Below are 21691 nucleotides of genomic sequence, written 5' to 3' on the forward strand. Positions count from 1 at the left end.
AGGTAGACAGCACGACCATTAGCCACCACAATCATGCCCAGGCTCACCAGCAGGCCCCTACCCGACGCACGGAGGACAGATGTCCCAAGCACGTGACAGCTCCGCGAAGGTCGCCGGTGCGACCTATACGCGCGCAGGCCAGGAGTATTTCGAGAAGCGCACCCTGAAGCGCTCCGCCGGCATCTGGGGGCTGTGGGGCCTCGCCGTCGCGGCCGTCATCTCGGGTGACTTCTCGGGGTGGAACTTCGGCATCGCCTTCGCCGGCTTCGGCGGGATGCTGATCGCCTTCGTCATCCTCGTGGCGATGTACTACGGCATGATCTTCTCGATCGGCGAGATGGCCTCGGCGATGCCGCACACCGGCGGGGCGTACTCGTTCGCACGCTCGGCCATGGGTCCGTGGGGCGGTCTCGTCACCGGTGCCGCCGAGACGATCGAGTACGTGGCGACCACCGCGGTGATCGTCTACTTCTCAGCGGGCTACGCCGACCAGATCACCGCCGAGCTGCTGGGCTTCTCCATGCCGACGTGGGTGTGGTGGATCGTCCTCTACCTCGTGTTCATCGCGCTGAACGCCGCGGGTGCGGCGATCTCGTTCCGCTTCGCGATCGTCGTCTCGATCATCTCGATCGGCATCATCCTGGTCTTCTCGGCCATGGCGGTCTTCTCGGGCGCGTTCGACTGGGCGAACCTGTGGGACATGGCCCCCGATCCCGGCCAGACCGAGTTCCTCCCCCACGGCGTGCTGCCGATCCTGTTCGCACTCCCCTTCGCGATGTGGTTCTTCCTCGGCATCGAGGAGCTCCCGCTCGCCGCCGAGGAATCGCACAACCCGGTCCGTGACATCCCGAAAGCCGGATTCTGGGCCCGTGGAACGCTGATCGTCACGGGTCTCCTCGTGCTGTTCCTCAATACCGGCGTCATCGGCGCGGAGGCGACCGGCGAGGCCGGCGAGCCTCTGCTCGACGGCTTCCGCGCGATCGTGGGCGACCAGCTCGCCGCCGTGCTCGCCCTGTTCGCCCTCGTCGGACTGCTCGCGTCGCTGCAGGGGATCATGTTCGCCTACGGACGCAACATGTACTCGCTCTCCCGCGCCGGCTACTACCCGCGGTTCCTGTCGCTCACGGGGAAGCGCCAGACCCCGTGGGTCGCACTCGCGGTCGGCGCCGTCATCGGGTTCGTCGCCCTCGTCGTGCTCGACACAGTGGCGGCGCTCAACGAGGGCGCTGGAGCGGTCGCGGGCGCGATCGTGCTCAACATCGCGGTGTGGGGCGCGGTGCTCGCCTACCTGCTGCAGATGATCTCGTTCGTCATCCTGCGCCGGAAGTTCCCGAACGCGGAGCGCCCGTACAAGAGCCCGTGGGGCATCACCGGCGCGGTCGTCGCGGGCCTCATCGCCGCACTCGTGTTCGTCGGCTTCCTGCTCAATCCGACGTTCGTTCCGGCGATCATCGCGATCGCGATCGTCTACGTGGTGATCCTGATCGGCTTCGCCCTGTTCTTCCGGCACCGCCTCGTGCTCTCGCCGGAAGAGGAATACGCGCTGTCAGGCGGAACGCACGGCGACCCGCAGGCGGAGGGGTACGACGCCATGGAGTCCGAGGTGTTCGACAACAGGTCCTGACACGCGGCCGGGGGTGGGGTCGGAACGGTCCGGGGGGACGTTCCGACCCCGTTTTCTGTGCGGATGCCGCGGCATCGGCTCGCCGCAAGGTCGTCCCGACCGCCTCAGAGCGAGGCGCAGGGGCGGGCATGATGTCGGCAGGGGCCGACCGCGAATGTAGCGGCCCTCTCGGCGCCGGTGGCATTCCGAGAGGGCTCGCGCATCCCGGCCGCCGAAATCCGCTCGCTGGGGTACGAACTCGCTGCTGGGGGACAGCTGCGGCGGCGCATAGGAGCTGATTCCAGGGTACGCCGGGCGGGCATCCGTCTCTGTCCCCCTTTCGGAGGACACGTGCGGCTGGCTCGATCGCCGCGACCGGTCCGCTCAGTAGAGCAGGAAGAGCTTCGCCTGCGTCGACGAGATGCCGCCGATCTCGACCGACAGGTTGTACGACGACCCGCCGCCCGGCGCCCGCGGGCGGTCGTCGGCGTCGCAGGTGCCGACCGCCGAGCGTGTGCGATCCCACTCGATCGGCGAGGCGCTCTCGACCGTCTGGCCGGCCTCGATGAGCACGACCATGTCGCTGGGCTCGGCCTGGCAGTCGGTCGAACGCCACCAGGTGTCCGAGCCGCTCGTGATGGTGAAGGCCTGGGCCGCCGTGCCCACGTTCATCGTGCAGTCCTCACCGGTGTTCGTGAGGCGGATCGACAGCTGCGGGCTCTGACCCGAACCGTAGCTGTCCTTGTCGGTCACCGGTTCGACGGTGATGTCGCGGGCGACGCACGGTTCGGCGATCGACGTGCTCGACGGCGTCGGAGCGGGCTCGGTCGACTCCGGCGTCGCCCCCGGAGTCGCAGCCCCCTCTTCGGGAGACGGAAGGTCGGTCGTCGTCGCCTGCTCGCTCGTCTGCTGCGTCGAGCCCCCGTCGTCGCCGTCGGCGCTGCTCCACGGCTGGGCGATGAACAGCCAGACCAGGCCGCCGATCACCACGAGGGCGAGCAGGAGCACCAGCCGACGCCGGCGGTACACGGCCGGAGAGTGCCTCTTGCGCGTGGTGCCGCTCATGGCTTCCAGGGTAGGCCGCGGCCCCGGGGCATCCGAACCGGCGCGCGGGTCAGAGCGTCTTCAGCATCCGGGTGTTGCCGAGCGTGTTCGGCTTGACGTGCGCGAGGTCGAGGAACTCGGCGACGCCTTCGTCGGGCGAGCGGACGAGCTGCGAGTACACGTCGGGGTCGACGACGGCCTCCCCGATCGGAGCGAAACCGCGCCGCGTGAAGAAGTCCACCTCGAACGTGAGGCAGAACAGGCGCGACAGCCCCAGCGTGCGGGCATTGCCCTCGAGCGCCTCGACGATCTCGCGGCCGACGCCGTGGTGCAGCCACTCGTCGACCACGATCAGGGTGCGGATCTCGCCGAGGTCCTCCCACATCACGTGCAGCGCGCCGCAGCCGATGATGGTGCCGTCGGCTGCCTCGGCGACCACGAACTGCTGCGTGGCCTCGTACAGCACCACCAGGTCCTTGCCGAGGAGGATGCGTCGCTGCACGAACGGCTCCAGCATGTTCTGGATGCCGCGCACATCGCGCGTCGTCGCCGGCCGGACCCTGAACTCGCTCACCGCTCCAGCGTAGAGCCCCGAACCGCTCCGACCGCGAACGACGGGAGGGCGGATGCCGAAGCATCCGCCCTCCCGTGACGTGTCGCTCGTCGCCTACGCGTTGGCTGCGAGGTCGGGCGTCGCCGAGATCTCGCCGTTGTGGACGACGCCGACGGCGACCTTCTCGCCGCGCGGGCCGTGCTCGAACGCGAACTCGCCGTTCTCGACGTCGACCTTCACGTGGTCGCCGGGGTTGAGCTCGCCGTGCAGGATCTTCTCCGACAGGCGGTCCTCGACCTCGCGCTGCATCGCACGACGCAGCGGCCGAGCGCCGAGGGCCGGGTCGAAGCCGATCTCGATCAGCTTGTCCTTCGCGGCATCCGTCAGTTCCACCGTCATGTCACGGTCGAGCAGACGCTCGCCGAGGCGCTTGGTGAACAGGCCCACGATCTGACGCAGCTCGGGCTTGGACAGCTGCGGGAAGACGATGATGTCGTCGACGCGGTTGAGGAACTCGGGCTTGAAGTTGCGCTTGAGCTCCTCGTTGACCTTGCCCTTCATCCGCTCGTAGGTGGTGCCCTGGTCGCCCTCCACCTGGAAGCCGACGGGTCCGCCCGCGATCGCCGACGAACCGAGGTTCGTCGTCATGATGATGACCGTGTTCTTGAAGTCGATGACGCGTCCCTGACCATCGGTCAGGCGACCCTCTTCGAGGATCTGCAGCAGCGAGTTGAAGATGTCGGGGTGGGCCTTCTCGATCTCGTCGAAGAGCACGACCGAGAACGGCTTGCGACGCACCTTCTCGGTGAGCTGGCCGCCCTCTTCGAATCCGACGAATCCGGGAGGGGCACCGAACAGACGGCTGACCGTGTGCTTCTCGCCGAACTCGCTCATGTCGAGCGAGATGAGCGCGTGCTCGTCGTCGAAGAGGAACTCGGCGAGCGCCTTGGCGAGCTCGGTCTTTCCGACGCCCGTGGGGCCGGCGAAGATGAACGAGCCCGAGGGACGCTTCGGGTCCTTGAGACCGGCGCGCTGACGACGGATCGTCTTCGACAGTGCGGCGATCGCCTCCTCCTGGCCGATGACGCGCTGGTGCAGCGCCTTCTCCATGAAGACGAGGCGGCTCGACTCCTCCTCGGTCAGCTTGAAGACCGGGATGCCGGTGGCCTGGGCGAGCACCTCGGCGATCAGGCCCTCGTCGACGACCGCGTGCGACGCGACGTCGCCCGAGCGCCACTGCTTCTCGAGGCGCAGACGCTCGGCGAGGAGCGACTTCTCCTCGTCGCGCAGCGACGCGGCCTTCTCGAAGTCCTGGTCCTCCGACGCCTTCTCCTTGTCCTCGCGGACCTTGGCGATCTTCTCGTCGAACTCGCGCAACTCCGGCGGGCTCGAGAGGATGCTCAGCCGCAGACGCGCACCGGCCTCGTCGATCAGGTCGATCGCCTTGTCGGGCAGGAACCGGTCGGAGATGTAGCGGTCGGCGAGGTTCGCCGCGGCGACGATGGCGCCGTCGGTGATCTGCACCTTGTGGTGCGCCTCGTAGCGGTCGCGCAGGCCCTTCAGGATGTTGATCGCGTGGGGCAGGCTCGGCTCGGCGACCTGGATCGGCTGGAAGCGGCGCTCGAGCGCGGCATCCTTCTCGAAGTGCTTGCGGTACTCGTCGAGCGTGGTCGCGCCGATCGTCTGCAGCTCGCCGCGCGCGAGGAGGGGCTTCAGGATGCTGGCGGCGTCGATCGCGCCCTCGGCTGCACCGGCACCGACGAGCGTGTGGATCTCGTCGATGAAGACGATGATGTCGCCGCGGGTGCGGATCTCCTTGGTGACCTTCTTCAGGCGCTCCTCGAAGTCGCCGCGGTAGCGGGAGCCCGCGATGAGCGAGCCGAGGTCGAGCGAGTACAGCTGCTTGTCCTTGAGCGTCTCGGGCACATCGCCCTTGACGATCGCCTGCGCGAGGCCCTCGACGACGGCGGTCTTGCCGACGCCGGGCTCGCCGATGAGGACGGGGTTGTTCTTGGAGCGGCGCGAGAGGATCTGCATGACCCGCTCGATCTCCTTCTCGCGACCGATCACCGGGTCGAGCTTGTTGTCGCGGGCAGCCTGGGTGAGGTTGCGACCGAACTGGTCGAGCACCTGCGAACCGCCCTGCGCGGTGGTCTGCGACTCGCTCGCGGCGCCCGAGACGGCGGCGGGCTCCTTGCCCTGGTAGCCGCTCAGCAGCTGGATCACCTGCTGGCGCACCTTGTTCAGGTCTGCGCCGAGCTTGACCAGCACCTGGGCGGCGACGCCCTCGCCCTCGCGGATGAGGCCGAGGAGGATGTGCTCGGTGCCGATGTAGTTGTGGCCGAGCTGCAGCGCTTCGCGCAGCGACAGCTCGAGCACCTTCTTGGCGCGCGGGGTGAAGGGGATGTGCCCGGTCGGCTGCTGCTGACCCTGGCCGATGATGTCCTGCACCTGCTCGCGCACTGCGTCGAGCGAGATGCCGAGACTCTCGAGCGCCTTGGCGGCGACGCCCTCGCCCTCGTGGATGAGCCCGAGCAGGATGTGCTCGGTGCCGATGTAGTTGTGGTTGAGCATCTTCGCCTCTTCTTGGGCGAGGACGACCACACGACGGGCACGGTCGGTGAATCTCTCGAACATCGTTCACTCCTCCGGGCGCTCGGGGTGCGGTGATGCACCTCTGGCGCCTTACAACGAGGGTAACGAGGCACACGGGAGCGCATGGCGATGTTCGCCGTGGGCATATCGGAGAGGTCTGTAGATGACGGATGCCGCCGGCCCGCAGCATCCGTCGCATCTCGGGTCTTGACGAGTCGGCCGTCGAGTCATATCGTTTTTCGATAACAACGACAATCGATATGGAGTTGATGATGACTGCGGAGAGAACGTCGGGCAAGACCTGGTCCCGTGCGGACATGTGGGTGATGTCGTTCTACTTCTTCCTCGGTGCGGCGCTCGTGATCGGGACGATCGTCACCGCCGTGCTGCGGGTGATCGAGGTGGTCGGCAACGACGGGGTGCGCGTGTACGCCGAGTTCGCGGGCACTCCGGCCGAGGCGCCGATCGGTCCGGACGGCGCCGCGACGACCGTGGAGCTCGAGAGCGCCTACCTGCTGCCGCCGGAGCTTCCGGTCGCGTCGGTCGGGGCTCTCGTGATCGAGCAGATCGTGGTGGTGCTGACGGTCGTCATCGTGGTGACGTGCCTGCTGCTGCTGATGTGGAACGTCATGCGGGGGCGCATGTTCAGCCGTCGCAACACCGCCTTCGTCGCGACGGCGTTCCTCACCGGTCTCGTCGGCGTGATGCTCGCGCCGTTCTTCGCGAACATGGGCGCGAACGGCGCCTTCGCGTGGATCTCGGAGCGCACGTTCGACAACGTCATCCTCTCGGTCGACCCGGTGCAGCTGTTCGGCGTCGCCTTCATCGGATCGATCGCCACGACCGCGTTCTCGGTCGGCGACCGCCTGCGCCGCGACACGGAAGGGCTGGTCTGATGAGCGCACCCGCGACTCCCCCGGTCGCCGAGACGCCGGTGCGCGGCATCCTCGATGTGATCGTGTTCTCGTCGATCGCAGCACTCGCCGTGATCCTCGCCGCGGTCAAGGGCGTGGTCGACGTGTTCCGTGAGGAGGGACCGGCGGTGCCGTTCCCGATGCAGCCGCAGCCGGTGACCGCGACCCTCGGGAGCGCCGGCGCGGCCGACACCTACATTGCGACCGGCGCGACGGTGCTGGCGCCCGGTCTCGACACGGCGACTCTGCTGTGGTTCGCGGCGTCGATCGTGACCGCAGCCGTCGCGGTGCTGATCGTGCTCGCGGCGCTCGTCCGGCTGGCTCTCGCATTCCGCGCCGGCCGGCTGTTCACGCCGGTGACCGCGCGCTCGCTGACGATCATCGGCGGCACGATGTTCCTCGGCGCGTGCCTCGTGCTCATCACCGAGGCGCTGGGCCGCAGCGGCACGTACGCGATGCTCGGCATCCCGTGGGAGCCGCTGCACATGATCCAGTTCGTGCCGTATCTGCCGATCTGGGTGGCCTCGATCGCCATCTCCATGCTCGCGGGAGTGTTCGAACGAGGGCGAAGGATGCAGCGCGACAGCGAGGGTCTGGTCTGATGGCGCACGGGCACGGAGTGCACGGCGTGCGTGGGTTGCACTGCGCCGGGCGGGGTTCGGTGCATGGCACGCTCGGGGCTCAACCCGGGGGCGCGGCTGCAACGCGGCCGCCCCGAATGGTGCCGGCGAAGGCGGGCAGTGCGGCCGGCGCGGCGCGCGGCGTTGCGGCGCGCGGCTGTGCGGCGCGCGGCGTTGCGGCGCGCGGTGCATCCTGCGGTACGACATCCGGTGCGGCCGGCTTTGCGGCCGGCGTTGCGGCGCGCGGTGCAGCCGGCGGTGCGACATCCGGTGCGGCCGGCGCGGCTGTCGTTGCGGGATTAGGTGCGGCCGGCGCGACGTCCGGAGTCGCGCGATGACGCCCGCGACGGCCGAAGACGAGGGCCCCTCGGGCGTGCACTGCCGGCTCGACGAGCTTCTGGAAGCGCGCGGGATGACCCTGACCCGGCTGTCGGAGCTCGTCGGGGTCTCGGTGGTGAACCTCTCTGTGCTCAAGAACGACCGTGCCCGCGCGATCCGCTATTCGACCCTCTCGGCGATCTGCCGGGCGCTCGACTGCGAGATCGGCGAGCTGCTGGTCCGCGCCGACTGAGCTCCTCTGGCCAGCCGCCGTCCTCCGGCTGCTGCGGCTGCTTGCCGACTACGGCTGCCTGCCGGCTTGCCCCCGCGTCATGTTCCACCCCCAAGACCTGGGCGCCCGCATCCCAATCCCTGGGGGTGGAGCAGCACCCCCTTCGCTCCACCCCCAGGAACTGGGGTCAGCGGCAACGAGTTCTGGGGGCGGAGCGCCGAGCTGGATCGACCAAGCAGCGGACCGGGTCACGACCGGGAGTGGATCGCGGCACGGATGCGCTCGAGCAGCTTTCGATTGTCACCGAAGACTTCCGACTTCGTCACACGCAGCACGTGCCACCCGGCTGCCGCGAGCCGCTCATATCGCTCGATGTCCTGCGCCCACTGCGCGGGATCCGTGAGGTGGTGCTCGCCCTCGTATTCGATCGCGATCTGCAGATCCGGGTATGCAAGATCCACGCACGCGACCTTCTCGCCACGCACGAGTACATCGAAGTTGAGATGGGGTTCTGGCAGCATCCCGTCGACGATCGCCAGTCGAAGGTGAGTCTCCGGGCGCGAGCCGGAGCGCAGTCGCACGTGCGGCAGCGCTTCGCGTAGTCGTCCCACGCCAACTCGGCGCCCCGCCGCGACGGCGGAGCTCAGTTCGACCGTCGTCGCGAGAGGCTCATCAACCCGCCACGTGCGCACGATCGCGTCGGCCGCGGCGACGAGATCTCGCGGGTCTCGAAGCGCGCCGGCGAGCATCGCCCAGGTGGTCGCCGGCGTTGCAACAGGCACGCGGAACTGCGGATGCTCACGAAACCGGGCGGTCTTCGGCCGCGTCTCATGACCGACGACCCCTCGCCGACGCACATACTTCGTAGGCGGATGCATCGACACGTCGACATCTGCCTCCGCGACGACATGGGGCGGCAAGGGGATGTCCCACAGGATCGCTGCCGTGATGTGGCTGAAGAAGTCGCCCTCCCGCATGCAGCCCGCGTATGCGAGTGCGGTGCTGATGTGCCGACGCTCGAGCTCTCCACGGGGTCTACCGTGGCGGTCGAACCAGATGGGGGAGTCGTCGCGGTCCGCGCGGATGCGCACCCCCTGAAACGGACGCTCGAGATCGGCGGAGCGGAGCCGTTCGTATGAGACGCCCGATTCGCGAGCGGTGCGTACCGTGAACCGGTCACCGAGCCGTTCAGGAAGCAGTCGAGGCATCCACTGATCGTGGTCGCGGTCGCGCGTTCTCGAGCCGAGGTTCCCGTTCTCGTGGATGCGCGCCTTCCGCCCCGGTCATGTGGAGGAGCCCCGCCGACACCACCTGGCCCAACGCTCCACCCCCACGCTTTGGGCCACCCAACCCCAGATCCTGGGGGTGGAACTCATCGGGCCTACACTCCACCCCCACGCTTTGGGCTAATCCACTCCAAGTTCTGGGGGTGGAATTGAGCGTGGGACCGCTCCACCCCCAGAGGATGGGGCTGGGCTCCCCTGAACTGAGAGGTGGAACTCAGGGCGAGCGGCGAGACCCGGCCGCGAACGGCGGGGAGGTCCGGATTGCCCCGGCGCGAAGACGACCTGGCCACGGGCTCCGCTAAGACTGTGCGGGCCATGTTCCGTCGACAGAACCGCGCCCCAGGCACCGCACCGCACCAAAGGCGCCGCACCGCGAGGCAGCAGCCGAAGGAGGGCGCCCGTGGTCAGTTCGGGAGGATCGTGACCCGCTGGCCGGTGAACTCGCCGCCGGTGAGCACGAGCTCCACCAGAGCGTCCTCGTCCTCGACGCCCGCTACGGCGGCGACGAGGGCGCGCGGGGCCATGTCCATCGTGCAGACCTGATCGGCCGGCGGGTCGACGAACGTCGCCGTCACCTCGGTCGCCCCGGTGGCTTCGACCGACGCGATCTCGGGCGGGCATCCCGACGAGCCCCAGGTGAGGATGACGAACTGGCCGTCTTCATCGGTCCACCCCGCGCTCGGCAGGTAGTCGGTCTCGGCGCCGCCGACGAGGTCGGCGGGCAGTGCGTCGAGGTCGGCGTCTCCGGCGTAGGCGTCGCCGATGACACGCACCTCCAGCTCCTGGTTCGGGTCGATGTCCGCTGCGCCGACCACGTTCACGCGGGGCACGAAGTCCCGCGTGCAGGCGGCCTCGGCGTCGTCGATGAGCTCGACGGTGAGCACGGCTCCGTCAAGGGTGACCTCGCCCACCTCCGGCACGCAGGTGGAGCTGCCGTAGGTGACGACGCCGATCAGCCGTCCGGCGTCGAGCCACGCGGCATCCACGTCTGCGTCGTCTCCACCGGTCGCATCGTCACTCCCACCGGTGGCGGCGGGCGCGGATGACGACCCCGAGGGCGAAACCCCCGAGCCCGATCCCGATCCCGATCCCGCCGGCGTCGCACAGGCGGTGAGCATCCCGCCGAGCAGCAGCACCAGGCCCGCCGCGGCGGCGAGTGGAGACAGGCGTCGAGTCATGGCCGGAGCCCCTTCCAGGCATGCGGTCGCCGCGGTGCGCGGCATCCGTCACCCCTATGGTGTCGCAGATGCAGGTGGCATCTCAGGATCAGTCGCACGGAATCTCACTGCAACGCCGATGTGAGGCGGGCGAGGTTGTCGAGAACGGTCGACCGCAGCGGCTGCTGCTTCCACTCGTCGGACGTGAGTTCGCGCGACAGCGACCGATAGGTGTCTTCGACCCCGCGCAGCTCGGTGACGAACTCTTCGCCGCGCACGAGCATCGAGATCTCCATGTTCAGACCGAAGGAGCGCATGTCCATGTTGCTCGAGCCGATGATGGCGACCTCGTCGTCGATCGTCATCGACTTGGAGTGCAGGATGTACGGCCGCTGGTACATCCAGATCTTCACGCCGGCGCGCAGCAGCGCCTCGTAATAGCTGCGCTGAGCGTGATAGACGAGCGCCTGGTCACCTTCCTCTGACACGAAGAGTTCGACGTGGATCCCGCGCTGGCACGCCGTCGTGATGGCGAGCAACAGCGCCTCGTCGGGCACGAAGTAGGGACTGACGATGATGATCTTGCGCTCGGCCGCATAGAGGAGGCCGGCGAACAGCTTGAGGTTGTTCTGGAACTCGAACCCCGGCCCCGACGGAACGATCTGGCAGTCGAGGTCGCCCGTTCCCGGTGCGACCTGGAAGAGGTCGATCTCGTCGGTGAGGATCTCGTCGGTCTCGCTGTACCAGTCGCTCAGGAAGACGGCGTTGACGGATGCCACGACCGGCCCGTCGATGCGCGCCATGAGGTCGACCCAGTGGAGTCCGCGCCGGATGTTCTTCTTGAGGTTGTACGTCGAGTCGGTGACGTTCTGCGACCCGGTGAACGCGACCCTGCCGTCGACGACCAGGAGCTTGCGGTGGTTGCGCAGATCGGGCCGCTGATACTTGCCCTTGAGCGGCTGCACCGGGAGCATCAGCCGCCAGTGCGCGCCCATCGCGTCGAGCCGCTTGAGCGTGCGCCGGTAATACGGCTTGCCGCGGTTCGCCCAGTGATCGAGCAGCACCCGCACCGTGACGCCGCGGGCTGCGACCTCTTCGAGTGCGCGGAACAGGTTGTCGGTCGAGGCATCGGACTGGAAGATGTAGAACTCGATGTGCACGTACCGCTCGGCGGTGCGGATCGCGGATGCCATCTCGTCGAGGCTCTCCTGATAGCCCGAGATGAGGTGCGCGCCGTTGTCGCCCGAGAGAGGCATCGCGCCGAGGTTGCGGTTGAGGGTGACCAGCGATGTGAACCAGTGCGGCGCATGCGGCCGCAGCGTGCCGAAGTCGAGTGCAGCACTCGTCTCGTGGATGTACTCGTTGATCGCCTGCTGCTGACGACGGCGCTTGCGCGGCAGGCGCGGGTTGCCGATGAGCAGGAAGAGGAAGACGCCGACGATCGGGATGAAGTAGATCGCGAGGAGCCAGGCCATCGCCGCGGTCGGGCGGCGATTGCGGGGGACGACGATGATCGCGGTGATACGGATCGCAAGGTCGACGACCAGAACGACCACGGCCCACCACGTCGCATCGAACGTGATGCTGATCACTGCGCCTCCCTGCCCCGCCCCGAGGGTGTGAGCCCCAGCGTAGTGGGGGCCGGGGTCAGCGGCCGGTTGCGCCGGAGCCGGCGTCGGCAGCAACCTCGGCGGCTGCACCTGTGGAGGATGCGGTGACGGACGCCGCGACCGGCGGCAGTCCGCGCTTCGCGCGCTCTTCGGCCTCGATCTTCGAGTACGCCCGACGCTCGTTGCGGTCGGCGCGGATGACCCCGCGAAGCACGAAGAAGAAGATGGCGCTCACCACCACGGTCGGCAGAAGCGACCACAGCACGGCGACCCAGTAGTTCTCCACCCGTCCAGGATACGCGGCTCAGCCGGCGCCCTTCCCGCGCCGGTTCCTCCACAGCAGCAGCCCTACCTGCACAGTCCACAGGCATCCCCTCCTTGGCGTGGCAGAATTCCTGCGATCGCAGTCGATTGGACCGCCCGCGGGGTTCACCCAGCTCTAAACACCGGGCCCCGCGAACGGGTTGCTCCGCCCGCGCCGGCATCCCCGTTCTGCGCTTCCCCACCCCGCGAGGATCGGGCGATGACCATTGTGAAGGCCGCGAACGCCGCCGAATTCCTCGCCCTCCTCCCCCGCATGCTCGGGTTCCGCCCGGCTCGGAGCCTGGTGCTCGTGCCCTTCGCGGGCACCCGAAGTCTCGGGGCGATGAGGTTCGATCTGCCCGACTCCGGCTCCGACGGCCACGACAGCGCTGCCGCGACGATCGTCGGGCTCGCCTGTCGGGTGTCCGACGTCGACGCCATCGCGATCGCCGTCTACACCGACGCCGCCTTCGCCGGCTCGACGGCGCCCCCGCATCGAGACCTCGTCGACGCGCTGGAGCGGCGAGCAGACGCGTGCGGGCTCCGCGTGACCGACGCGCTCGTGGTGGCGACCGACGGCTGGTGCTCGTACTTCGACGACGAGGCCCCGGCCGGAGGCCGCAGACTCACCGAACTCGCGGACGCCGATGACGGTGCGGCGGCGGAGCAGCCCGATCCCGATCAGGACGCCGGTGCGGCACTCCCCGTCGTCGACGCCGCCGACGCGGCGCTGGTCGAGACCGCGCTGGCCGACCTCGACAGAGCGGTGGAGGCGATGTGCGGTCGCCTCGACGACGAGCGGGGCGCCAGCCGGCCACCGAAGCGCACCACCGCCCGATCCGACCGGATCGACCCGCGGGGTCTCGCTGCTGTGCTGGCGCTCGACGACCTGCCCGCCACGTTCGAGAGCGCCCTCGCCGTGGGACACGCCGAGCTCGACGCCTACGAGACGGCACTGCTCATCTGGTGTCTCGAGCGCCCGGCCGTGCGCGACATCGCCCTGGCGCAGTGGGCGCTGGGTGCCGGCGCGGGCGATCGCGCACTGGAAGCGCAGCTGCGGTGGGAAGAGGGCGAGGCCTACCCCGCCCACCTCGCCAGATTCATGTGGGGCGAGGGCGACCAACCCGATGCCGCACGGCTCGATGTCGCTCTCCGCCTCACGCGGCGTCTCGCCGCCGCCGCGCCCAGCGCGCATCGCCCCGGAGCCCTGGGAGCAGCAGCGTGGCTGGCCTGGGCTCTCGGGCGTTCGACGCACGCTGCGATCCACGCGCGCACCGCGCTCGAGATCGACCCCGATCACGGCCTGTCCGGCATCGTGACGGCGTTCGTCGAGGCCGGTCACCTGCCCGACTGGGCGTTCCGGCGTCGCGGGGAGTGACGCACGGATGCGCCACCCTTTCGCGACCGGACTACTTGACGAGCGGGAAGAGGATCGTCTCGCGGATGCCGAGGCCGGTGATGGCCATCAGCAGACGGTCGATCCCCATGCCCATGCCACCGGTGGGCGGCATGCCGTGCTCGAGCGCACGCAGGAACTCCTCGTCGATGCGCATGGCCTCGACGTCGCCGCGCGCGGCGAGCTTCGCCTGCTCCACGAAGCGCTCGCGCTGGATCACGGGATCGACGAGCTCCGAGTACCCCGTGGCGAGCTCGAAGCCGCGCGTGTACAGGTCCCACTTCTCGACGACGCCGGGGATCGAGCGGTGCTCGCGCACGAGCGGGCTCGTGTCGATCGGGAAGTCCATCACGAAGGTCGGGCGGGTGAGGCCGGGCTTGACGAAGTGCTCCCACAGCTCTTCGACGAGCTTGCCGTGCGTGGGATGCGGCGGCAGGTCGACTCCCGCCTCGTTCGCGAACGCGACGAGCTCGTCGAGCGGGGTCTCGGGCGTGACGGTGCGCCCGGATGCCTCCGACAGCGAGCCGTACATCGGCAGACGGTCCCACTGACCGCCGAGGTCGTACTCGGTGCCGTCGGCCCAGGTGACGGTGGTCGACCCGGCGACCGCGATCGCGGCGTTCTGGATCAGCTCCTGGGTGAGGTCGGCGATGCCGTTGTAGTCCGAGTAGGCCTGGTAGGCCTCGATCATCACGAACTCGGGGCTGTGCGTGGAGTCGGCACCCTCGTTGCGGAAGTTGCGGTTGATCTCGAACACGCGATCGATGCCGCCGACGACGGCGCGCTTGAGGAACAGCTCGGGCGCGATGCGCAGGTACAGGTCGGCGTCGAACGCATTCGAGTTCGTGATGAAGGGACGAGCGGATGCTCCGCCGTGCTGCACCTGCAGCATCGGGGTCTCCACCTCGAGGAAGCCGTGCGAGGCGAACGTCTGCCGCACGCTGGCGTTGGTCTTGGCCCGGGCGATGACCGTCTCGCGGGCGCGGTCGCGCACGATCAGGTCGAGGAAGCGGCTGCGGACGCGGCTCTCCTCCGACAGCTCGGAGTGGAGGTTCGGCAGGGGCAGGATCGCCTTCGACGCGATCTGCCACTCCGACACCATGATCGACAGCTCGCCGCGGCGGCTCGAGATGACCTCGCCCGAGACGAAGACGTGGTCGCCGAGGTCGACGAGCTCCTTCCACGCCGCGAGCGACTCGTCGCCCACGTTCGCGAGGGACACCATCGCCTGGATGCGACTGCCGTCGCCGGCCTGCAGCGACGCGAAGCAGAGCTTGCCGGTGTTGCGGCTGAAGACGATGCGGCCCGCGACGCCGACGGTGACGCCGGTCTCGGCACCGGCTTCGAGCTCGCCGTACTCGGCGCGCAGCGCCGGGATGGTCGTGGTGATCGGCACCGCCACCGGATAGGCGCCGCCCGCGGCATCCGTCCGGGCATCGATGAGTCGCTCGCGCTTCGCCAGGCGCACGGCCTTCTGCTCGAAGACGTCGTCTTCGGTCGGCTCGGGGGCGTCAGCGGGGGTGTTCGCGGGGGTGTCGGTCATCGCGGCAGGGCTCCTTGCACAAAGTCGCGCCAATTCTATCGGCGCCGTCTCGGCGCGCGCTGCGACGGCCGGTCAACCCACCTCGAGGGGTTCGCCGAGCGTCGCCCATCGCACACGGTCCCGCACCGTGCTCGCCGCCAGGACGACGGCCGCCGCCTCTTCCTGCTGCGAGAAATGGCTCCAGCCTTCGACGTGCACGGGCACGACGGTCCCCGGATCGACGGCCTCGATCAGCTCGACGGCATCGGCCGCGTCCATCGTGTACGCGAGCGGCCCCGTCAGCGGGAACTTCACAGCACCCATGTGCACGAGCGCGACGTCGGGCCGAAGGCCCGTCATCGCCCGGAGCAGGGCACCGTAGAGCACCGTGTCGCCGGTCATCCACAGGCCGGGGCGAGCACTGTCAGCGAGCGAGAGCGCGAATCCCACCACGGGTCCGACGATCGGGCGCGTGAGCGGTGCGCCGTGCCGACAGGGTGTGCCGGTCACGGTCAGCGGCGGCTTGCCGTCGGCAGTCACCACGGTGCTGTCCCCCGCGCGCAGGCCGCGCACGTCGGCGAGAGCATCCGGCTTCGTCCGCGTGAGCGATGCGGCCCCGGCGGTCGTGGTCAATACGGTGCGTGCCGACGCGAGCGCCGCTCGTCCGGCGTCGTCGAGGTTGTCGGCGTGGTGGTGATGACTGAGCAGCACGAGGTCGATGTCGCCGAGGTCGGCGAGGTCGACAGCCGGCCCCACCGTCTTGACCGAGTTGGTTCCGAATCCGAAGTCGTACCGGCGACCGGGAGGATCGAACGTCGGATCGGTGAGGATGCGCCACCCCTCCCACTCCACGAGCGCGGTGGGTCCGCCGATACGGGTGATGCGCATCTCAGCCTCCGGATCAGCCGATGTCGAGGTACTGCGGGGGGGCGACTGCGACGCGGGCGCGAGGGGCCTCACCCGGCGAAGCTCGGGGCGTGCTCTGCGCCCGCTTGCTGCAGCGCGTCGATCCCCGCGGTCAGCGCACTCGGCAGGTCGACGACCCGAGGAGCGCCCCGATCACTCGTCGATCGTAGTGGTGCCGAGGTCTCCGGCTCCAGACCCCGTCGCCGCGCCGGCGCCGGCCTCGGCGAGCGCATGATCGATCGTGGAGTGCATGAGCGAGAAGAGGTAGGCGCCGGGGTTGTCGACCCCGGCACGCGCCAGGAGCGAGGTCGACTGCGCGACGATCGAGCGCGAGAACTCCGTGGCGGTCGCGATCGCCTCGGCGTACGCGGCGCGATCCTCCTCGGCGACGACGACCGGCTCGCACCCGAGCTCGACGGCGAGCGCCTGTGCGATCGGCAGCACCGGTGCCGGTGCGGTCACCGCCGCGAAGGCGCCGTTCAGAGTCCGAAGATCGATCGAGGTTCCCGTGAACGCGATCGCCGGATGCACCGCGAGCGGGATCGCCCCCTGCGCGGCGGCCGGAGCGAGGATGCCGACGCCCTGAGCCGGATCGGTGTGGAGCACGAGCTGGCCCATCTGCCACGCATCCATCTCGGCGAGGCCGGCCACGAGCCCCGCGAGCTGATCGGCGGGCACCGCGATCACCACGAGCTGGCTGCGACGTGCGATCTCGGCGGGCTCGAGCACCGGGACTCCGGGCAGTACGGCCTCGACGCGGTCGCTGTCCGCCCCGGCCGTGACACCCACGAGGGCGTGCCCGGCTCCGGCGAGTGCTGCGCCGATCACCGGCCCCACGCGGCCTGCGCCGATGATGCCGATCCCGAGGCGAGAGGTGCCGAGCATCCGACGATGCTAACCGACGGGCGGGGGTGCCGCGGGCGCGGCTGGGGGCGTCGCGCGTGCGGCCGGGGGCGTCGCGGGTGCGGGCGCGGGCGCGGCCACCGACGCTTCCGCCGCGGGTACCGCATCCGTCGCCTCGCCCCAGCGGTGGGTGCGATCACCCGAGGCCGCGAGCACCGTGGCGCGGGCGATGCCTGCGAACAGCGCCAAGGCACCGTCCCGGTCGATCGCGGCGAGCATCGGGTAGACCGGACCGCTCACCACGTTGCCGCGGAGGCCGGCGACGCCGAGCATCCGATCGACGGGTCCCTGGTGCAGCGCGATGCTCTGCAGACGGGCGAGGGGCAGCACCGAGAGCTTGCGCCAGATGAACCCCCGACGCAGCAGCAGCACATCGCCGGTCAGGCGGTAGCCGTTGCGCTTCCACGACAGGGGTCGGATCCAGCGGGCGCGACGCGGGGTGTTCACGAGCGTGTCGCCATCGTGCGGACCCAGCATCCCCTCCCGCACGATCAGCGGCCACTCCGCCTCGGGCACCGAAGGCAGGATCAGGCGGAGCACCCGCTCGACGTCGGCGGCGGTGCCGACCGGCAGCACGGTGGTGAACTGGTCGACGCTGCCGTCGGCGGCGTTGCGCCCGGTGAGCCGGTTGATGCGCACCATCCACCATCCGGCGGGCCGCCACAGGATGGGCTGGGTGACCTCGACCGCGTGCACGCGGCCGGGCGGAACCGTCTCGGTGACCGTCGTGAGCAGCCCGAAGGTGATGCGCACCCCGTCGGACGTCGGCGCGATCGAGTAGCGCAGCGACCGCACGATCGACCGCACCCAGTAGGCGCCGAAGCCGATGAGCGCGGGAACGAACCCGAACAGCAGCCAGGTGACGCCCTGCGACACCCCGACGATGATCGCGACGATCGCGACGATCAGACCGAGCGTCGACATGCTGATCACGTGCGACGCGATGAGGCGTCCGACCGGGATGTCGACGACCGACTCGGGCTCGTCGACGGGTGCTTCGTCGCCCTCGATGATGCCGGTGAGCCCGCGCGAGACGGTGTTGCCGAGCTGCGCGACGCGGGAGCCCGCAGCCACCGTCCCGGCAGCCGATCCCCCGCCCGCCGCGGCGAGGCGCCGCCCCGACGCCAGGCGGAGGATGTCGGCCCGCACCGCCTCGGCGTTCGTCGTCGACAGGTATTCGAGCTTCACGTTCGAGTCGGCGCCGGCGCCGACCACCTCGAGCTTGCCCATACCCAGCACGCGCGCGACCATCGGCCGGGTGAGGTTCACGCCCTGCACGCGGTCGAGCGGCGCACGCCGGTGCGTGCGGAACAGCACTCCGCTGCGCACCTCGACGTCGTCGTCGGTGATGCGGAAGGTGTGGAACCGCCACGACAGGTAGAAGAAGGCCACGACGACGATCAGCACGGCCAGCACGGCGAGGGCTGCGACCACGTACAGGTTGTTCACGACGATGAAGTCGATCGGGTCGCCCGAGCTCTCCCACTGCTCGTAGTCGCCGAACTCGTCGGAGGAGTCGGGCACCAGCCACGGCAGGAAGACGTACACGAGACGGTCGCGCAGGTTCGACACGATGATGCCGACCACGACGATCAGCACGAGGCCGCCGCGCATGAGCGGCGTCAGCGGGTGCAGTCGGTGCCACTCGCCGTCGCTGAGCGGCGATCGCACCAGCGACGCCGGAGGAGCCGACGGATGCTGCACGCTGGACGGCACGGCAGGCTCGGGTGCCGACCCACCGGCGCTCGGCGGCGGGGCGGGCTCAGACGCGGACCCACCAGGGCTCGACGGCGCGGCAGGCTCGGGTGCCGACCCACCGGCACTCGACGGCGCGGCGGCCTCAGACGCGGACTCCCCCGCGCCCGGCGGGAACGGATCGGTCATAGCCCGGTGCGCCGGCTCTCGGCGACGGCGACGAGGTGGTCGCGCAGTGTCTCGGCGGTCGATTGGGCGAGCCCCGGGATCACGACGTTCGTCGATGCCGCGGCGGTCACGAGCTTCAGCTGCGCGATGCCGAAGCCGCGGTCCAGCGGCCCATGCGTGATGTCGACGAGCTGCATCCGCCCGTACGGCACGGCGACGAACCGCTGCCACAGGATGCCCTTGCGGAACACCAGGTCGTCGTCGCGCAGCTGGTAGCCGATCGCACGCGCCTGGCGAGGCATGATCGCGAGCGTCCACCCCAGGATCACCGAGAGGATGCCGCCCGGGATCCAGGCCCACGCCTGGCCGAACACGAGGGCGACGACGAGAGTGGCGGCGACCACGATCGCGAGCATCGAGCCCCCGGAGATGAACTGGACGCGCACGTACTTCGGCGAGATCTGATGCCACACGCCCGCTTCGAGCACCAGACGGTTCTCGGATCGCGGCTCGATGATCTTCGCGAACTCCTCACCCGCATCGACGACCGGGGCATCCGCACCCTGCGCACGATCGGCGGATGCCGCCGCCACGGCCGGCTCCTCGGTGGCCGGCTCCCCGACGGCCGGCTCCCCGACGGCCGACTCCTCGACGGCCGGCACCTCGACCCGCGCCGGTCCCGCGACCGCGTCAGTGGTCGTGGAGTCGAGGGGTGAGTCCGGGGTCGTCGCCTCCGGGATGTTCGTCATCGTCGTCCTTCCCGATGGTGCACAGGTGCTCTGCGACGAGCCCTGCCGCGATGAGCGCAGCGCCGCACACCGCGGTGGCGATGGTCGTCGCCATCGAGCCTAGCGAGGGTGTGACGGGTCGGGTCACGAGGAAGAGGATCAGGCCGAGGGCCATCCCTCCGACGGCGGCGCCCACAATGCTCGACGCCTTCGCCAGCATCGCGATGCGGACCGCCCGGAACGGATCGACGCGCCCGCCGGCCGAGCTCCGCGTCGCGCGACGGATCGGCAGCGCGAGCACCACGACGATCACGCCGAGCGCGAAGAGGAGGATCGGCAGCGTGACCGCGGGCGTGAACGTCGCCCGCCCGTTCGCGGTGAGCAGCTGATCGAGCAGGAACCCACCGCCCGCACCGAGGACGGCGGCGATCACGAGGATGCCGGCACCGGTGCGCTTCATGCGTCGCTCCGCAGCCGCGCCAGCGCCTCGTCGACGCGACCGACGCCCGAGAGCACGGCATCGGGGTCGACGCTCAGCCACGGCGCGAGCACGAACTCGCGCTCGGCGGCCCGCGGGTGCGGCAGCTGCAGGGTGGGGGTGTCACTCCGGACGTCGCCGAAGGCGATGAGGTCGAGGTCGAGGGTGCGCGACCCCCACCGCTCGCGCCGCTCGCGTCCGTGTCTCGCCTCGATCGCGTGGAGGTAGGCGAGGAGCACAGTGGGCGCCAGGCGCGTCGTCACGATGGCCACACCGTTCAGGTAGGCCGGAGCCGAGGCATCCTCGCCCTCCAGCGTCACCGCGACGGACTCGACGGGCTGCGACGCGAGCACCGCTTCGACCAGCGGCACCCGGGTGAGCTCCTCGAGCGCGGCGGCGATGGTCGCTGCGCGGTCGCCGAGGTTCGCCCCGTATGCAACGACGGCGTCGGTCGCGGCCGGGTGCGGCTTCGGCTCATCGAGGCTGATGCCTTCGGCCAGTCGCCGGCTCACGGTCGACTCCGCTCGATCGACACCGAGACGTCACCGAATGCGAGCGGGATCGGCGCGTGCGGCTTGTGCACCGTCACTCGGGTGCGCTCCACCCTCCCGTCGGCGAGCACGACGTCGGCGAGCCGCTGCGCGAGCGTCTCGAGCAGGTCCACCGGGTCGCCGGCGACGACCGCGGCGAGCTTCTCGGCCAATTCGCCGTAGTGCACCGTGTCGGCGACATCGTCGCTCGTCGCTGCGGGGCGGGTGTCGACGTGCAGGGTGACGTCGACGACGAAGTCCTGCCCGTCGCGGCGCTCGTCGGGATACACGCCGTGGCGTCCGAACACCCGGAGTCCGCTCAGAGTGATCTCATCGGTCACGGCCTGCCTCCTCGTTCGCCCACGGCCAATGCCAGACGGGTCACCGCGACGTCGTGCACACGCACGCCCCAGACGCCGGCCTGCTGGGCGAGCAGGCTCGTCATCGCGGTCGCGAGATCGCGGCCCTCCTGGGTGGGCTCGACGCCCGTCTCCTCGAGCATCTCGGCGAGGAACTTCTTGCGGCTCGTGCCGACGAGCACGCGCGGCCCCATCGCCACGAGCTTCGGGAGCCCCCGCAGCACCGCCCAGTTCTGCTCGCCCTTCTTGCCGAAGCCGAAGTTGGGGTCGACGATCACCCGGGAGGGCGCGATGCCCGCTGCCGCGGCCGCCGCGACGCGCTCCGCGAGTTCGGTGCGCACGTCGGCGACGACATCGTCGTAGCGAGCGCGCGCGTACATGTCGGCGGAGTGCCCGCGCCAGTGGCACAGCACGATGTCGGCACGGGTCTCGGCGACCGCCGCGAGCATGTCGGGGTCGGCGAGTCCTCCCGAGACATCGTTGACGATCACCGCTCCGGCGTCGACCGCCGCGCGCGCCGTCGACGCGTGCATTGTGTCGATGCTGACGGATGCGCCGGCCTCGGCGAGTGCGCGCACGACGGGGAGCACGCGCTCCTGCTCCAGCTCGGGCGCCACGCGCTGCGCGCCGGGCCGGGTGGACTCGCCGCCGACGTCGAGCAGGTGCGCCCCCGCTGCGCGCAGGCTCAGCCCGTGGGTGATGGCCGCCTCGGGGTCGAGGTAGCGCCCGCCGTCGCTGAACGAATCGGGGGTCACGTTGACGACCCCCATG

The 21691-nt window shown here is 69.8% G+C and carries 21 protein-coding genes; 5 read left to right on the forward strand and 16 right to left on the reverse strand.

All coding sequences use genetic code 11. The features are described from left to right. Positions 1–79: 79 nt before the first annotated feature. The gene (locus JOD63_RS12620) at positions 80–1624 is read left to right on the forward strand and encodes an amino acid permease (protein ID WP_045274854.1); all 1545 of its coding nucleotides are present in this window, start codon (positions 80–82) and stop codon (positions 1622–1624) included. A gap of 363 nt (positions 1625–1987) precedes the next feature. On the opposite strand, the gene JOD63_RS12625 is transcribed toward JOD63_RS12620, so the two are convergent. The 3 genes from JOD63_RS12625 to JOD63_RS12635 form a co-directional block, all read right to left on the reverse strand. After that, positions 1988–2668 (reverse strand): hypothetical protein, encoded by a 681-nt coding sequence (locus tag JOD63_RS12625; protein ID WP_045274853.1) that lies wholly within the window; start codon positions 2666–2668, stop codon positions 1988–1990. Between the two features lie 49 nt (positions 2669–2717). Beyond that, on the reverse strand, positions 2718–3221 hold the full coding sequence (locus JOD63_RS12630) for an amino-acid N-acetyltransferase (protein WP_045274852.1): 504 nt from the start codon (positions 3219–3221) through the stop codon (positions 2718–2720). 93 nt (positions 3222–3314) lie between these two features. Next, positions 3315–5837 (reverse strand): ATP-dependent Clp protease ATP-binding subunit, encoded by a 2523-nt coding sequence (locus JOD63_RS12635; protein WP_045274851.1) that lies wholly within the window; start codon positions 5835–5837, stop codon positions 3315–3317. A gap of 230 nt (positions 5838–6067) precedes the next feature. Here JOD63_RS12635 and JOD63_RS12640 point away from each other — a divergent pair, with 230 nt between their 5' ends. From JOD63_RS12640 to JOD63_RS12650, 3 genes are all read left to right on the forward strand, one after another. Next, on the forward strand, positions 6068–6691 hold the full coding sequence (locus tag JOD63_RS12640; RefSeq protein WP_052682417.1) for a hypothetical protein: 624 nt from the start codon (positions 6068–6070) through the stop codon (positions 6689–6691). Next, the gene (locus JOD63_RS12645; protein WP_045274850.1) at positions 6691–7311 is read left to right on the forward strand and encodes a hypothetical protein; all 621 of its coding nucleotides are present in this window, start codon (positions 6691–6693) and stop codon (positions 7309–7311) included. The genes JOD63_RS12640 and JOD63_RS12645 overlap by 1 nt, the downstream gene beginning before the upstream one ends. A gap of 352 nt (positions 7312–7663) precedes the next feature. Beyond that, on the forward strand, positions 7664–7900 hold the full coding sequence (locus tag JOD63_RS12650) for a helix-turn-helix domain-containing protein (protein WP_045274849.1): 237 nt from the start codon (positions 7664–7666) through the stop codon (positions 7898–7900). A 227-nt stretch (positions 7901–8127) separates the two neighbouring features. Here JOD63_RS12650 and JOD63_RS12655 read toward each other — a convergent pair whose 3' ends face one another. From JOD63_RS12655 to JOD63_RS12670, 4 genes are all read right to left on the reverse strand, one after another. Beyond that, complete coding sequence (locus JOD63_RS12655; RefSeq protein WP_045274848.1) at positions 8128–9087, reverse strand: endonuclease domain-containing protein; 960 nt, start codon at positions 9085–9087, stop codon at positions 8128–8130. Positions 9088–9569: 482 nt separating this feature from the next. Continuing rightward, a complete protein-coding gene (locus JOD63_RS12660) occupies positions 9570–10343 on the reverse strand; it encodes a hypothetical protein (protein ID WP_045274847.1) in 774 nt (257 codons plus the stop codon). Between the two features lie 104 nt (positions 10344–10447). Further along, complete coding sequence (cls, locus tag JOD63_RS12665) at positions 10448–11914, reverse strand: cardiolipin synthase (RefSeq protein ID WP_157003944.1); 1467 nt, start codon at positions 11912–11914, stop codon at positions 10448–10450. 55 nt (positions 11915–11969) lie between these two features. Beyond that, positions 11970–12218 carry a hypothetical protein gene (locus JOD63_RS12670; protein ID WP_045274846.1) on the reverse strand — a complete coding sequence of 83 codons (249 nt, stop codon included), beginning with the start codon at positions 12216–12218 and terminating at the stop codon, positions 11970–11972. Between the two features lie 237 nt (positions 12219–12455). On the opposite strand from JOD63_RS12670, the gene JOD63_RS12675 reads away from it, so the two are divergent. Next, positions 12456–13613 carry a DUF4192 family protein gene (locus JOD63_RS12675; RefSeq protein ID WP_045274845.1) on the forward strand — a complete coding sequence of 386 codons (1158 nt, stop codon included), beginning with the start codon at positions 12456–12458 and terminating at the stop codon, positions 13611–13613. 31 nt (positions 13614–13644) lie between these two features. Here JOD63_RS12675 and lysS read toward each other — a convergent pair whose 3' ends face one another. The 9 genes from lysS to folP all read right to left on the reverse strand — a co-directional run bounded on the left by lysS (position 13645) and on the right by folP (position 21690). Then, positions 13645–15174 carry a lysine--tRNA ligase gene (gene lysS, locus JOD63_RS12680; protein ID WP_045274844.1) on the reverse strand — a complete coding sequence of 510 codons (1530 nt, stop codon included), beginning with the start codon at positions 15172–15174 and terminating at the stop codon, positions 13645–13647. Positions 15175–15246: 72 nt separating this feature from the next. Beyond that, positions 15247–16041 (reverse strand): MBL fold metallo-hydrolase, encoded by a 795-nt coding sequence (locus JOD63_RS12685; RefSeq protein ID WP_045274843.1) that lies wholly within the window; start codon positions 16039–16041, stop codon positions 15247–15249. Between the two features lie 171 nt (positions 16042–16212). Then, positions 16213–16944 carry a DUF2520 domain-containing protein gene (locus tag JOD63_RS12690; protein WP_045274842.1) on the reverse strand — a complete coding sequence of 244 codons (732 nt, stop codon included), beginning with the start codon at positions 16942–16944 and terminating at the stop codon, positions 16213–16215. A gap of 9 nt (positions 16945–16953) precedes the next feature. Continuing rightward, entirely contained in the window at positions 16954–18576 is a 1623-nt protein-coding gene (locus tag JOD63_RS12695) for a PH domain-containing protein (protein WP_245244739.1), read from the reverse strand. Between the two features lie 266 nt (positions 18577–18842). Beyond that, positions 18843–19418, reverse strand: coding sequence for a PH domain-containing protein (locus JOD63_RS12700; RefSeq protein WP_045275066.1), 576 nt, complete (start codon positions 19416–19418; stop codon positions 18843–18845). A 97-nt stretch (positions 19419–19515) separates the two neighbouring features. Next, a complete protein-coding gene (locus JOD63_RS12705; protein ID WP_045275038.1) occupies positions 19516–20013 on the reverse strand; it encodes a DUF3180 domain-containing protein in 498 nt (165 codons plus the stop codon). Next, a complete protein-coding gene (gene folK / locus JOD63_RS12710; RefSeq protein ID WP_045275037.1) occupies positions 20010–20543 on the reverse strand; it encodes a 2-amino-4-hydroxy-6-hydroxymethyldihydropteridine diphosphokinase in 534 nt (177 codons plus the stop codon). The genes JOD63_RS12705 and folK overlap by 4 nt, the downstream gene beginning before the upstream one ends. Next, positions 20540–20902 carry a dihydroneopterin aldolase gene (folB, locus tag JOD63_RS12715; protein WP_045275036.1) on the reverse strand — a complete coding sequence of 121 codons (363 nt, stop codon included), beginning with the start codon at positions 20900–20902 and terminating at the stop codon, positions 20540–20542. Before folB ends, folK begins: the two co-directional genes overlap by 4 nt. Continuing rightward, positions 20899–21690, reverse strand: coding sequence for a dihydropteroate synthase (gene folP, locus JOD63_RS12720; protein ID WP_045275065.1), 792 nt, complete (start codon positions 21688–21690; stop codon positions 20899–20901). Before folP ends, folB begins: the two co-directional genes overlap by 4 nt. Position 21691 lies beyond the last annotated feature (1 nt).

The sequence above is a fragment of the Microbacterium terrae genome (assembly GCF_017831975.1).
In the GTDB taxonomy this organism is placed as follows: domain Bacteria; phylum Actinomycetota; class Actinomycetes; order Actinomycetales; family Microbacteriaceae; genus Microbacterium; species Microbacterium terrae.